The organism is Synechococcus sp. CS-197, from assembly GCF_025128215.1.
Taxonomy (GTDB): Bacteria; Cyanobacteriota; Cyanobacteriia; order PCC-6307; family Cyanobiaceae; genus Synechococcus_C.
In genome coordinates this window covers 23,802-36,957 of the sequence record NZ_JAHLZC010000009.1, presented here as the reverse complement: position 1 = coordinate 36,957, position 13,156 = coordinate 23,802, and the positions used below count along the sequence as shown (strand labels likewise).

At 62.2% G+C, this 13,156-nt stretch carries 15 protein-coding genes; 8 read left to right on the top strand and 7 right to left on the bottom strand.

The features are described from left to right. The first annotated feature begins 21 nt into the window (after window positions 1-21). On the top strand, window positions 22-492 hold the full coding sequence (locus tag KQ296_RS02545; RefSeq protein WP_011932236.1) for a pentapeptide repeat-containing protein: 471 nt from the start codon (window positions 22-24) through the stop codon (window positions 490-492). Between the two features lie 11 nt (window positions 493-503). Here the strand turns inward: KQ296_RS02545 and KQ296_RS02540 are convergent, their stop codons facing one another. Next, window positions 504-3,728 carry a DUF3769 domain-containing protein gene (locus KQ296_RS02540; RefSeq protein WP_011932237.1) on the bottom strand — a complete coding sequence of 1,075 codons (3,225 nt, stop codon included), beginning with the start codon at window positions 3,726-3,728 and terminating at the stop codon, window positions 504-506. 109 nt (window positions 3,729-3,837) lie between these two features. Continuing rightward, on the bottom strand, window positions 3,838-3,957 hold the full coding sequence (locus tag KQ296_RS02535) for a photosystem II reaction center protein I (protein ID WP_006042333.1): 120 nt from the start codon (window positions 3,955-3,957) through the stop codon (window positions 3,838-3,840). A 61-nt stretch (window positions 3,958-4,018) separates the two neighbouring features. Here KQ296_RS02535 and KQ296_RS02530 point away from each other — a divergent pair, with 61 nt between their 5' ends. Then, window positions 4,019-6,982, top strand: a complete 2,964-nt coding sequence (locus KQ296_RS02530) for a glycoside hydrolase family 38 C-terminal domain-containing protein (RefSeq protein ID WP_041428744.1) — start codon at window positions 4,019-4,021, stop codon at window positions 6,980-6,982. On the opposite strand, the gene psbN is transcribed toward KQ296_RS02530, so the two are convergent. Beyond that, the gene (gene psbN / locus KQ296_RS02525; RefSeq protein ID WP_011932239.1) at window positions 6,970-7,110 is read right to left on the bottom strand and encodes a photosystem II reaction center protein PsbN; all 141 of its coding nucleotides are present in this window, start codon (window positions 7,108-7,110) and stop codon (window positions 6,970-6,972) included. The genes KQ296_RS02530 and psbN overlap by 13 nt on opposite strands. 85 nt (window positions 7,111-7,195) lie before the next feature. On the opposite strand from psbN, the gene psbH reads away from it, so the two are divergent. Genes psbH through KQ296_RS02505 form a run of 4 tightly spaced genes read left to right on the top strand, consistent with a single transcriptional unit; the run spans window position 7,196 to window position 8,569 of the window. Next, window positions 7,196-7,396 carry a photosystem II reaction center phosphoprotein PsbH gene (gene psbH / locus KQ296_RS02520; protein WP_006042330.1) on the top strand — a complete coding sequence of 67 codons (201 nt, stop codon included), beginning with the start codon at window positions 7,196-7,198 and terminating at the stop codon, window positions 7,394-7,396. A 35-nt stretch (window positions 7,397-7,431) separates the two neighbouring features. Then, on the top strand, window positions 7,432-7,680 hold the full coding sequence (locus KQ296_RS02515) for a TatA/E family twin arginine-targeting protein translocase (protein WP_011932240.1): 249 nt from the start codon (window positions 7,432-7,434) through the stop codon (window positions 7,678-7,680). 5 nt (window positions 7,681-7,685) lie between these two features. Further along, window positions 7,686-8,312, top strand: coding sequence for an aminoacyl-tRNA hydrolase (pth, locus tag KQ296_RS02510; protein ID WP_041428745.1), 627 nt, complete (start codon window positions 7,686-7,688; stop codon window positions 8,310-8,312). Continuing rightward, complete coding sequence (locus KQ296_RS02505; RefSeq protein WP_011932242.1) at window positions 8,312-8,569, top strand: DUF3146 family protein; 258 nt, start codon at window positions 8,312-8,314, stop codon at window positions 8,567-8,569. Before pth ends, KQ296_RS02505 begins: the two co-directional genes overlap by 1 nt. Here KQ296_RS02505 and KQ296_RS02500 read toward each other — a convergent pair. The 4 genes from KQ296_RS02500 to rph all read right to left on the bottom strand — a co-directional run bounded on the left by KQ296_RS02500 (window position 8,547) and on the right by rph (window position 11,779). Further along, on the bottom strand, window positions 8,547-8,984 hold the full coding sequence (locus tag KQ296_RS02500) for a resolvase (protein WP_011932243.1): 438 nt from the start codon (window positions 8,982-8,984) through the stop codon (window positions 8,547-8,549). The two genes, KQ296_RS02505 and KQ296_RS02500, sit on opposite strands and share 23 nt — an antisense overlap. After that, entirely contained in the window at window positions 8,981-10,186 is a 1,206-nt protein-coding gene (locus KQ296_RS02495) for a DUF3084 domain-containing protein (protein WP_011932244.1), read from the bottom strand. Before KQ296_RS02495 ends, KQ296_RS02500 begins: the two co-directional genes overlap by 4 nt. A gap of 57 nt (window positions 10,187-10,243) precedes the next feature. Further along, window positions 10,244-10,978, bottom strand: coding sequence for a global nitrogen regulator NtcA (gene ntcA / locus KQ296_RS02490; protein ID WP_011932245.1), 735 nt, complete (start codon window positions 10,976-10,978; stop codon window positions 10,244-10,246). A gap of 75 nt (window positions 10,979-11,053) precedes the next feature. Next, the gene (rph, locus tag KQ296_RS02485) at window positions 11,054-11,779 is read right to left on the bottom strand and encodes a ribonuclease PH (protein ID WP_011932246.1); all 726 of its coding nucleotides are present in this window, start codon (window positions 11,777-11,779) and stop codon (window positions 11,054-11,056) included. A gap of 159 nt (window positions 11,780-11,938) precedes the next feature. On the opposite strand from rph, the gene KQ296_RS02480 reads away from it, so the two are divergent. Then, a complete protein-coding gene (locus tag KQ296_RS02480; RefSeq protein ID WP_011932247.1) occupies window positions 11,939-12,547 on the top strand; it encodes a cob(I)yrinic acid a,c-diamide adenosyltransferase in 609 nt (202 codons plus the stop codon). Then, the gene (gene dcd, locus KQ296_RS02475; RefSeq protein WP_011932248.1) at window positions 12,547-13,140 is read left to right on the top strand and encodes a dCTP deaminase; all 594 of its coding nucleotides are present in this window, start codon (window positions 12,547-12,549) and stop codon (window positions 13,138-13,140) included. Before KQ296_RS02480 ends, dcd begins: the two co-directional genes overlap by 1 nt. Window positions 13,141-13,156 lie beyond the last annotated feature (16 nt).

The following is a 13,156-nucleotide window of genomic DNA, read 5'->3' as shown; positions in this document are numbered from 1 at the left end:
TGAGACAGAGGGGCTCAGGTCATGGCGAATCCCAAGGCGGCTTCATGGGTTGCGGCATTGCTGACAGCACTGCTGACACCCTCGGCTCTCCAGGCGGGAACGCCACAATCCGTCGAGGTTGTTCCCTACGGGACGCCGCAGGAGCGACTGCTTCAGCTTGGAGCCTGCGCTGGATGCGATCTGCGTGGGCTCAACCTTCAGGGTGAGCATCTGATCGGTGTGGATCTGCGCGACGCTGACCTCCACGGAGTGGATCTGCGCGAGGCCAATCTCGAAGGGGCAGACCTCAGTGGTGCTCGACTCGATGGCGCGGATCTGCGCGGCGCACGGCTCAGCAATGCCGACCTCACGGACACGGACCTGCGACGGGCAGACCTGCGCGATGCGGTGGTGATCAATGCCTATGCACCGAATGTACGAACGGATGGCATGCGCTTTGCCGGAGCGGATCTCACCGGCAGTCATCTGATCTATGGCGGCGGTCCCGACTGATTGGAAGCGCTCTAGAACGGGCGACTATCGAGGGCGTTGGGGAGAGGGTCTGATGAATAGGGAATGAACGGTCGACCGGTTCCCGTGAAGTTGAAATCGTTGAGGCGGAAGCGGAATCCACCGATGCCTTCATAGGGGTTGTAGTAGAAGCCGAGGTCATAACTGCGTCGCTGCCAACGCAGTTCGATGTTCGAATTGATCACGTTTCCGTAGAACTCAGAGGCTGGATCGATGTTCACGCCCACGCCCGCATTGAGCAGCAGAGGGCCTGCAATCTGCTGTGTCAGGCCGATCCCCAGGGTGCCCAGGTCGATGGCTTGGTCGAATTCGAAGGGACTGGATCCCTGCTTCAACGTGCCTCCGCCTGCGATCGAGAGTTGGGTGTAATCCAGGAAGGGTTTGCTGAAGGTGCCGAGGGTGAGGGTGGGTCCCCCCGTGAGGCTGATGGTGTTCTGGCGGTTGCCATCACCGAACGCTGCCAGCGAGGTGTTCACGTTGGTGCGCAGCTCCAGCCCAGGAACAATGGCGACGGGGCTGTAGCGGTAGGCCGCTTCAGGCGTTAGCTCCGCTGGCTGACCTCGCCACAGTTGGTAGCGGCTGTTGAGCGATCCATAGAAGTTGGCGCGCAGGGTGTCGATCAGGTTGGTGCTGGTGAAGCTTTCAGCCTGGTAATTGCCTACGCCGAAACGCCAGATGTAGTCGTTCTTCAGTTGTCCCCAGCTCCAGTTGCCCTTCTGTTCGGCAAAGCCGCCATAGGCGCTGTACACATCGGTTTCACCCAACGATCCGTTCCAGGTGCGGTAGCGATAAGCGCCGAACACGCGTGCGCTCACATCTCCGATCCACGGAAGGGTGACGGTTCGTCGTGTGGTGCCCCAGAAGCGGCTGCCGTCGCTGAAGTTGCTGGGATTGAAGGTGCTGATGTCAGCTTCAATCTTGGTTGATAAGCCGAGGAATTCGCTGTTTAGTTCCGCCTCCAACCCGAACAGGTCACCGACGGTGTTGTCCTGGGTGACCTTGTTGCTGTCGATGGACGATCCGGGCGCCACGTAGCTGTTGTTGTCACCATTGATGGCACGCTGCAACAAGAACTGGGGCTGAAGCTCGAGCACGAGGTCTTCTGAGAACTCGATGGGGCGAAGGTTGCGGCCGATGAAGAAGCCACTGCGGTCGTCGTTGTCGATGCCCAACACCCAACGGTTCTCCACCTCTTCCTGCTTCTGGATGCGTTGTGTTCGCGAGACAGGAATCGGCAGACGCTCCTCAACGATCAGGCGATTGCGTTCACTCTTGATCAAGATGTCGCCATTGTCTTCTTCCGTTGCCACAACGTTTTCAGCATCGATGCGGGTCTGCGCCGGGGTGAACGGATCGTTGGTGAACCCCATCCGATCGGCACTCCACCCATCTGGAGTGAGCCGGACCCTGGCGGCCTGAATGCGCCAGCGGCTGATTTCACCGGTGATGAACTGCGTGCGCCCTTTTTGATTGAGCTGGGATGGCCGCACGCCGCCGTAGCGATTGGCTGCCAGCACCTCGTTGTTGCGGAGATTGTCGGATCCACGGCTGCGTTCGAACACAAGGCGCTGCTGCAGCTGAATGCTGCTGATGCGCTGATCGATGGCGGCGATGGCTTCGGCTCGCAGCCGCTCCTGCTCCCTGAGCGACAAGGTGGAGTGTTGTGTTTGAGAGAAGGATGGCGACGATGGTGCCTCGGCTGCGCTCGGCTGGTCGCGACGCGTGGGGTTGCCGAGCGTGATGTCTTCGAGTTGCTCATTCAGGGTCTGGGGGGCAACCCGGGCGCTGCGTCCTGGGTCAGGGCAACCCAGGGGCGGCGGTGCCTGCGCTGACAAGGCTGCAGGCTTGTCCTGTCCCCAGCGGTAACGGATGCCGATCAGATAGGCGTTGCTGCCTTCTTTCACACCGCTGTAGGTGCCGAATGCACCGGATCGGTGGTGGATGCGGCCGACCAGGGAGAGTTCTGGAGACACAGCTGCCTCCAGTTCAAAGGCGAGGTAGTTGAGGAGCTGGGCGAAGTTCTCCCGGTAGGTGCGCTCGTAGTTGCTGACGGAGGTGTTGTAACTGATGCCTTCCACAAACCCGAAGCTCAGCCATGGCTGCACCCAGAGGCGAGCGCCGATGCCGATGATGCCCTCGGCGAAAGTTTGATCCGGGGTGTCGGCATTGGGGACGCTCTGGTTGAAGGGGCCGCCTTGCTGTTTGTAAGCCTGGTGGCCGAACAGATCGGCTTCCAGTTCGATCGCAAGCGGGCCTGCCCTCCAGATGCGCTTTTGCATGCTGACGCCCAGCAGATATTCCGGACGCAAGCGCCCATTGAAGAGAAAGGTGTCACCGAAATTGGAATCGATCATCTGGCCGCCCCAGGCGGTGATCGCCCAGGGATGGGGATGCCAGTCGGGAATCGGAGGTAGCTCCGGAGGACAGGCCATGCCGTCCTGGTCCTCAGCGGCCTGATCTTCAGGATCCTCAGGGGTTGACGCTTCAGGAACGAGCCATTCCGGAGAGGGGGGGCGTTCTAAATCCCAGAACGTGCCGTTGTCCCCCTGCGGACTCAGCCGCTCTGCGGTGCTGGCCTCAAGGTCGATGTCGATGGCGGTGGGAAAGCCCAGACCACTGCTTTCCAGCACGGGGAGCCTGCGTTGGGGAGCTCCCGCGGGCGTACGCGGTCGCCCAGGGTCGGTAGCGCTTGCCGATGGGAAGGGGTTGAAGTCAACGGCCGCTGTGTCGAGGTCCAACACGCCGTAAACATCCTCCATCTCCCCACTGCCCTGGATCAGGCTTAAGCGCAGGGTGCTGGCCTGGAAGTACTGAGCCCCCCTGCGGAAGCGCACACTGCCGCGCGCCAGGAGCGTGTTGAACCCAGCGTCGAATTCGATTCGGTCGGCCTGAAGCACACCACCGTTGAGGGTGGCTTGCACATCACCTGTGGCGATGAACAGATTGCGGCGAGCGTCATAAAACTGGCGATTCGCACGCAACAGCAATTCGGCAGGAGGCCGAACCTCGGCTGGCTGACGATTCCGCACTTCAGGGCTTTGGGGCCCCGGGTCAGGATCATCTCCAGGCGGCTCCTGTGCGCGCACCTCTGCGTTGACTTCAGGAACGATCCCGAACTCAACCAGGTCTTCACCCTCGGCCGCTCTGACAGGAACGACAAGAGCAGAGGCGATGGCTAGCAGCCCCGTGATGGTGATTGGCGCCCGGAAGGCTGGCAAACCCGCTCAGCAGTGGCCGGCGATCCTCCCATGGGCAGGAGCGTCAGGACGCGTTGGATGACCAGTGATCGGCGTGGACCCGACGAATGTCAGGGCAGGAGATAAGGCATCAATCTTCGAGATCCTTGCGGCTCGGTGTGCGGCTGGGGTCGCTCGCGAGGAAGCCGAACACGAAGATCCCGAGGAAAAAGAAGACGACCGAGTAAACGGAGATCTTGAGGGCGAGCATGGAGACCGACCGGCGTCTGGGACAGCGTCATCATCTTATGGGTCAAGGATGGGAGTTCACGATGCAGGACCCTCTACAGCCCCGGCGATTGGCGTGGATTGAAACGTTTCGGCGCCGCAGCAGCCTCGATCTCCTGCCTGGGTGGCACCGCCGCGGTGACCATCAGCAACGGTCTGCACTGGCGGACCCCTGGGGGGGCATCCACCGTCCTGACTGGGCTGAGCGGGGGCTGCTGATCTGGCCCAGGGGTGGTGTGTGGCTGACGATTGAGCAGCTGATCCGCTGGCCATCGCACTGGAATCAGAGTCCACATCAGCAGGAGCGTCTTGTTCTCAGTTGGTGGGCGGATGAGGTCCGGGTCTGGGTTGATGATGTGCTCGTGCACAGCGGCGATCTCTTCGATACCCGTTGCCGTTGGGTTCTGCCGGAGCGTTGGCGCAGCGGTTCCGGACTGCGGGTTCGGCTTGAGCTGCGCAGCCCATGCCATGACGATGGTGCGCTGATCAGCAGCCGGCTGGTGCGGGAGCCGCGCAATCCCCAGGTGGACCCAGACGGTTGCCTGCTGCCGGAAGCGCTGGATCTTCAGCAGCTCAGGCAGTCTTCAATCCCCGAGCCCTGGCTCGACTGTGCGCCCGACTCGGACCGGGCTGCTGCGTTGGTGCAGGCTCACCTCGCCGAGCAGGCCTCCGCCGGCGGTGTTGTGCATTGGGTTGGCCATGCCCACCTGGATCTGGCCTGGCTCTGGCCCGTGGCCGATACCTGGCAGGCGGCCGAACGGACGTTCCAATCGGCCCTGGCGTTGATGGAGCGTTGGCCGGATCTGCATTTCGCCCACTCCACACCGGCTCTCTACGCCTGGATGGCCCAGCATCGGCCTGCCCTGTTTGCCCGGATCCAGGACGCCAGTCGCAAGGGGCGTTGGGAGCCCATCAATGGCCCCTGGGTTGAAACTGACTGCGTTTTGATCAGCACGGCCTCCCTCTGGAGACAGTTCGACCGCGGTCAGCACTTCAGTCGGCAGCAGTTTCCTGAATGGAGGCATGACCTTGCCTGGCTGCCCGACAGCTTCGGCTTTGCTGCCGGGCTGCCTGCCGTTGCCAACGCCACCGGCGTGCAGTGGTTCTGTACCCACAAACTGGCCTGGAACGCCACGAATGCATTCCCCCACAGGTTGTTTCGCTGGCGGGGCCGTGGCTCCGCTGAGGTGATGGCCCTGATGCTCCCTGGAATCGGCACCGATGCCGATCCCGTGGCCATGGACTCTGAGCAGCTCGAATTTCAACAGAGCACGGGCATCGACCGGGCGTTGTGGCTTCCCGGTGTGGGAGACCACGGTGGTGGCCCCACGGCCGAGATGCTGGAGCAGCTCCAGCTCTGGCAGCGCCATCCCCAGGCGGCGGCTCGGGACGGTGGAACCGTGCGCGGTTTTTTGCAGCACCTTGAGCCTCTGCGCGAGGGATTGCCGGTTTGGCGTGATGAGCTTTATCTCGAGCTGCATCGCGGTTGTGCCACCTCACGCCCCGATCAGAAACGCCACAACCGAACCCTGGAGCGTCTGCTGCGGGAAGCCGATCTGGTGGCGGCACTGCTGGGCCGGGAGGGGCAGGACTGGGCCTGGTCGGTTCTGCTCTTTCATCAGTTCCACGACATTCTTCCCGGCACCGCCATCCCTGAGGTGTTCGATCAGGCCGAACCGCAGTGGCGCGCGGCCCGTCGCGCAGCGGCTGCGGCCCGTGATGCAGGCCTGAGGCATCTCCTCGGTGCTGAAACGGCAGGCCACGGCGGTGGCAGCTCCTGTCCCAGGCGTTGGGCCTGGTGTGCGCTGCAGCCCTTGCCGCTCTGGTCGCCGCTTGTGCGCCTGCCGCGAGGGCATTGGTGCAGTGCTGGTCGGCAGCTGCCGGTGCAGGTTGCTGCAGCCGGTGGCGTGTGGGTGCAGCTGCCCGTGGTTGATGGCGTGAGTGCAGTGCCGCTCGAGCGCACCGACCATGGGGCTGATCCTGGCCAGATCGCCACGGCTATTCGCGACCCCGTTGGCGTCACAGCCCGCGAAGACGGAGGTTGGAGGCTGGGCAATGCTCGCCTCACAATCGAGGTTGGACCTGAGGGTTTGATCGCTTTGGGCGATGCGGAGGGACGCTCCCATCTGGCGGCCCCACTGCGCCTGAGCCGCTACAGCGATCACGGTGAATTCTGGGATGCCTGGGATCTTGCCGCTGATTACCGCACGCATCCATTGCCCATGCCAGAGCGATGGCAGGTGGAGCTGCAAGACAGCGGCCCATTGGTGGGCCGCGTCACCCTTCGCGGTCAGTTCGGCAACAGCAGCCTTCGCCTTGATGTGCTGCTCGCTGCTGACGCTCCGTTTGTGGAGCTGCGCCTCAGCGTTCAGTGGCGCCAGTCCCATGAGGTGTTGCGGCTTGAATGCCCCTTGCAGACCCCTGCGGTGCGCTGGGCCTCAGACACCAGTGGTGGTGTGATCGAGCGGCCCGCCAAGCTGCACACGCCTATGGAAAAAGCCCGTTGGGAGGTGCCCGTGATTTCCTGGCTGGCCAGCGTGCCTGCCGCTCCGGGAGGTGGCCTGGCGGTGTTGCTCGACGGACCCCAGGGCGCTGACGCAAGCCCTGATCACCTCGGGGTGTCTCTGCTCAGAGGCCCCACCTGGCCGGACCCCTCGGCTGATGCGGGCTGGCATCGGCAGCGCATCGCTCTGATGCCATTGGCGGAGGGATGGATGCGCAATGGTGTGCCGCAAGCCGCCATTCGCTTCCGCGAACCGGGGTGGCATGGTCCTGTGGATCTGAAGCGCGTCTGGCAGGGGCTTCCCGCAGTTCCGGATGGGCTGATTCCCTTGGCCATCAAGCCCTCAACAGACGCTTCAGCACTCGTGATCCAGCTGCTGAATCCCGGAGCTCAGCGCTTGCAATGGCAGTTAACGGAGGACTGGGCGGTCCCTGATGGAACCAACCGGATCGAGCTCAGGCCCGGTGAACTCCGGGAGGTTCGCTTGGTCCGTCAGTCCTCGTGATCGTCAAAGGGATCGTCAAGCCGTTTCGACGGCGGACCGAAGGCTGTGTACACCCCGAAACCGGTGAGGCCAAGCAAAGCAGCCAAAACAGCGATCGCGACGGACAGAGCCGGCGAAGAACTTTCCATCACATCTCTCGACAGGATCGGCCTCATCCGGGCCGGGACCCCTAGAGTATCCGGACTGAACTTCACCCGAGACCCAAGCGCCGTTATGGCTCAACGCACTCGTCTGGGCGATCTGCTCCGTCCCCTGAACTCTGAGTACGGCAAGGTCGTGCCTGGCTGGGGTACCACGCCCGTGATGGGAATTTTCATGGTGCTGTTCCTGGTCTTCCTGCTCGTCATCCTGCAGCTGTACAACCAGTCGTTGATCCTTGAGGGCATCAATGTCAACTGGAACGGGGCTGGCTGATTGCTGCCGGCTCATCCCTTTCGCGGGTCAGGCTCATGAATGTGTTTGGAATCGGCCTTCCTGAGATGGCCGTTATCGGCGCCGTGGCATTGCTTGTCTTCGGTCCGAAACGTCTGCCTGAGCTCGGTCGCACCCTGGGAAAAACCTTGAAGGGATTTCAATCCGCTTCCAAGGAATTCGAACGGGAAATCAACAAAGCCATGGCCGAGCCCGAAAGGCTTCCTGAAGCGTCTGAGTCCTCGAAGGACAGCACGCCAGCAGCAAAAGACGTCAGCACCGACTGATCGTGATCAAGTCCGGCGACCTCCGGTTGGTGGTGGGGCTTGGTAACCCCGGTGATCGTTACGCCTCCACGCGTCACAACGTGGGGTTCATGGCTCTCGAGCAGCTCGCTGCCCGGGATCATGCTCGCTTCCGCGCCATGGCCAAGCTTCAAGGTGATTTGGCCGATGTGGGTGCCGGCTCGGATCGGCTGCGCCTGCTGATGCCGAACACCTACATGAATGAGAGCGGCCGATCGATCCGCGCCACCCTCGACTGGTTTGGTTTGAATCTGGGGCAAGTCATCGTTCTCGTCGATGACATGGACCTTCCCCTGGGGCGGCTGCGCTTGCGGGCCCGGGGCAGTGCCGGTGGCCACAACGGATTGAAAAGCACCATTCAGCATCTCGGTACGCAGGAGTTCGCCCGTCTTCGCATTGGGATCGGCGCTCCAGGGCGTTCTCCCGAGGAGCGCCGGGCGCGCACGGTGTCCCACGTGCTGGGGGCATTCAGCCGTGAAGAAGAGCCTTTGCTCAAGGAGGTCTTAAACGAGGTTCTTGCCGGGTTGGAACGCATCCAGCGTCAGGGACTGGAGCGGGCGGGCAATCACATCAATGCGCTGAATCTTGCCCCTGCTCAGAGTGAGTCGGTGTGATGGCACCGTTGCCAGTCACCACAGCCCATCTGAGGGTGCACCGCCAGAGTTTCAGCGAGCAGTGTCTGGAAGGTGAAGTTCAGGCTGGTGGTTTTCTCTGGCAGTTTCAGTGGTTCTTCAACCGCGGTGAATTGAACGTTGAGCCGTCGCTCGGACGCGCCTTGATCCAGGATGCGCTGCAGCGATTTTTGGTGAAATCCGACTACCGGCTCGAAGCCGGAGGGGATTACAGCTTCACGGTTCGAGCCAAGTTCTGAGGGGAGCCGGTGCCGGCCATTGCAATCGGCGGTTGAGCGCAGACTCGAGAATCACCAGAGCTGCGACAGCATCGAGATCGCAGGGGGGGATGCGCAGACCCTCAGGGAGCAGTCGCCGCCAACCTTGAGGAGGCCAGAGCTCCCAGTAGCGACGTCTGGCCGCAAGGGTGGTGCCGCGTTCGTCGACAACGGTGAGTGGCAGGTCCGCTGGCAGTTGGTCACGCCAGTGGGCACTGGCAGTGCCGTTGCCGATCACCATGCGCTCAAGTGGACCCACACCGCGCCACTGCTCCAGGGTTGCCAAGACGGACTCTGCCGGTGCGACCTGGCCTTCAAGAACGCGTCCCAAGTCCAGGTCAACGAGCACAAGCCCGCATTTGCTTCGGCCTGGATCCAGGGCGGCGATGCGGGTCACAGTGAATCCCCCGCAGGGGCGGATTGGAAGCTGCGTTGCACCCGAAGCTCAATCGCCACGGGATCGGCTGTTTCAGTGTCGCCAAGGGCCACCGCCTCCAGCTCAACCCGCCCGGTGCTGCGCTCGATCAAGGTCTGTCCAAGCGCATTCAGCGCCTGGGAGTCGAATTGCAGTCCCTTGCTGATCGATCCCCGCCGTTGAATCTCCGCCAGTGTTGAGGCCAGAAGCAGGTTCAACCTGTTGCGCACCTCCTCGGCAGATGTTTCTGTGCTGGCCAGTGCGGTTGCGGCAAGCACCTCGCCATCGCGGGTGATGGTGAGGTTCGGCCTGACCTCAGGAAAGGCATACACAACCGTTTCCCCCTGGAGCACGTTGGCGGCCGAGCGCAGCAGCACAACCCAGGTGCCTGGTTTGCGGATGGCGTCTTCCAGGCGTTTGATGTCCTGACGGGGCACCAAGAGGATCTGCTTGTCGGGTGTTTGCCCCGGCAAAACCTGCTGATAGGCCTGAAGATTGGCTTCCCGCAACACCTGGTCGATTACCTGGCGCGCCTGGTCAGGGCGTTCAAGCCTGAGCGTGACTGTTGCCAAGGGCTGACCACTGCTGATGGCCACGTTGCCGCGGCGCAGGGCCAGAAGATTGTCTTCGAGCTGTTTCAATTCGGCTTCGCCGGAGCGAATGCGATCCCGCACCGCGGCGAGCTCGCGGTCGGTTCTGCGGATTTCGTCATCGCGTTGGCGAACGTCCTGGCTCAGGCGTTGTCGTTCGGCTTCCAGTCGGCGGGTTTGCTCCTGCAGGGGTTTGAGGGTGTCTCTCAGCTCCGTGGCTTGTTTGCGCGCTTCCTCAAGGCGACGACGCACTTCAATCTCATCCTTGCGCGCTGTCTCCAGTTGTCGTCTGGACTGTCGCTGTGCCGACCGACTGGACTTGAGATCGGCACGGCTGCTGCGCAGGCGCGCCTGAAGGTCGTTCAACTCAAACAGGCCGACGCGCAACTGCCTGCTGACGAGCAGCATCAGCCCCAGGGAGAGGACGCTGATCAAGCTGCCGGTGAGCACGGTGATCACCACCGCGGTCTGGCGGGGACGCAGGCCGAAAAGGCTCAGGCGTGCCTTGCCCACCTTGGAGCCGAGGCGATCCCCCAAGGTCGAGAGCACACCCCCAAGCACCAGCAATGACAGCAGCAGTAACCAGCCGGTCACAGAGAATTCATCGCAGGGCGTGCAGCTTGAACGCCGCTATCTTCACCTGTCCAACGTTCAACTGAAGCGTTTGGCCAGGGCAATTGGATCGAGAACCGTGATTTTTTTGCGGTCAATCTCCACGAGCCCTGAATTGCGAAGGTCTCCAAGCAGACGAGTGATCGTGACTCGGGTGGATCCGATGGCCTCGGCGATGGCTTGATGCGACAGCCGCAGATCGATGGTGATCCCCTGGCTTCCAGGAATGCCGAAGTCGCGGCAAAGCACCAGCAGAAAACTCACCAGGCGGGACGACATATCGCGGTGGGTGAGCGTCTCGATCATGGTCTCCGTTTGGAGGATTCGGCTGGAGAGTCCCTGCAGCAAGAGCAGTCCAACCGAGGTATCGGCTTCGATGGCTTGGCGGACCGAGGTGGCGGGAGCCGTGACCATTTCCACTCTCGTGAAGGCCACGGAGTGGTAGAAGCGATCAGAGCGATGGCCGGTGAGCAGGGAGAGCACACCGAACAGGCTGTTCTCTCGAAGCAGCGCCACGGTGATCTCTTCCCCTGACTCATAAACGCGAGAGAGGCGCACTGCACCTCGTCGGATCAGATACACCTTTTCCGCCGGATCGCCGGGGAAGAAAATGGTCTTGTTGCGTTCGATCAGCTCCGTGTTGGCACCGTCGAGGTCGCGGATCACCTCCAACAGGGTTCTGCTGGTGGGAGCGGGTGCGTTGGCGAGGCTCACGTTGCCTATGCGGCCCTGCTGGGGCACTGTGCGGCTGAAGCCGCGGATTACTTCGGGCATGGCCAGCACCTCGCTTCAAGGAAATTAAGGAGCGATCGATTCCCACCCTGTAGCAACGCACACGGTTCCAGGGGCTCAGCGCAGTCGTAGCGCTTCCTTCTGGGCGTCCATCAGTTGCTTCAGTCCAGGCTCCGCGCGGTCGAGGAGCAGGTTCAGTTGCTGTCTGCTGAAGGCTTTGCCTTCCGCTGTGCCCTGAAGTTCCAGCAGCTCGCCACTGTCATTCATCACCACGTTGAGGTCCACGTCAGCCTGGGAATCCTCGCTGTAATCCAGATCAAGCAGGGCCTCGCCTCCGAGCAGTCCCACCGAAACGGCTGCCACCTGCGAGCAGACCGGATTGCTCTGCAGCACTCCCTGCTTCACGAGGGATTCACAGGCGTTCTGCAGGGCAAGCCAGGCTCCAGTGACCGAGGCCGTGCGTGTGCCCGCATCAGCCTGAATCACGTCGCAGTCGATCAGCAGGGTGTTCTCCCCAAGTGCCTCCATGGAGAGTGCTGCGCGCAAGCTGCGACCGATCAGGCGTTGAATCTCCTGGGTGCGGCCGGAGAGCTTGAGCCATTCCCGTCGCTGGCGTTCGGGGGTGGACCCCGGAAGCAGCCGGTATTCCGCGCTGAGCCAGCCGAGGCCCTGGTCACGGCGCCAACGGGGCACGCCTTCTTCATGGCAAACGCTGCAGAGCACAGCGGTTCGGCCGGTGCGCACGATCACGGAGCTGAGGGCGAAGCCCATGGGATCCCATTCAACGGCGAAGGGCCTGAGTGCGGATGCTTGGCGTCCGTCCTTGCGGGAGGTGGTGTTCATGCCTGGCGACGATGGCTTGCTTGAGCCTGCCAGTTGGACCGGTACACCATGGGCCAAGACACCATGGATGGTGTCAAAGGGCTTGTGGATCGGATCCGCACCGCTAGATTCGAATTCTGCTGGGCCGTCTGGACACCAGCCCTGACGCCAGCGAACGAGATGACCACCAGCCTGAGCCCCAGCCACCGAGCCCGAGACGTCCGCAGTGCGGACCACCGGACGCTGGAGCAAGCCGGTCTGCGCGGCCTGCCGGCCTTGGAGCCGCGGCCACCGCTACACCTGGTGGCACCGGAAGGACAGCTGCAGGTTCACACGGCCCCGTACCGCGGTAGTTACGGGACCGTGTTAAGTCAGGCTCTGCGCAGCGCAGGGCTGGGGAGCCGGGTGATGGTGGCCCAGTTCCTCAAAGGCGGTGTGGTGCAGGGGCCTGATGCGGCGGTCACGCTGTGTGACCGTCTTATCTGGATGCGTCCGGCCGTGCTCGAGTGTTTGTCCCAGCCTGCTGCGCAAGCGGAATCAGCGGTTGTGGATGCGGTGCAATCAATCTGGAGCGCCTGCTCCACCCATCTCAGTCGGGGAGATCTTGATCAGCTGGTGCTTGATGAGCTCGGTTTGGCGATTGCCTTCGGCTACCTCGATGAACAGGAGGTGCTGTGTCGTCTGGAGCAGCGTCCAGCATCGATGGATGTGATCATCACTGGGCCATCCATCCCCGACTCGCTGATGGCTCTGGCTGATCAGGTCACGGAATTGCGCAGAGGGTTCTGATGCTGAAAAACGATCGCTGGATCACCGAGCAAGCGGCTCAGGGGATGCTGGAGCCGTTTCAATCGGGACTGGTCCGTCATTTGGAGCCAGACCAAAAGCTCCGCCCGGTGCTCAGTTTTGGTTGTTCGTCGTATGGCTACGACCTGCGCCTTTCGCCGCAGGAGTTTTTGATCTTCAAGCACGTGCCCGGCACGGTGATGAATCCCAAGCGGTTCAACCCTGCCAATTTGGAACCCACCGAGCTTCACCACGACGAGGATGGTGATTACTTCATCCTCCCGGCCCACTCCTATGGGCTTGGTGTGGCGCTGGAAAAGATGAAGGTGCCGCCCAACATCACGGTGATCTGCCTTGGCAAGAGCACCTATGCCCGCTTGGGCATCATCGTGAACACCACGCCGGCGGAAGCGAGCTGGGAAGGACATCTCACCCTGGAGTTCAGCAATAGCTCAGGGGCTGATTGCCGCATTTACGCCAATGAAGGCATCTGCCAGTTGCTGTTCTTTGAAGGTGATCCCTGCGACACCACCTACAGCGACCGCCAAGGCAAGTATCAGCATCAGCCCGAGCGGGTCACCCTGGCCAAGGTTTAAAAGCCTGCGGGAACCT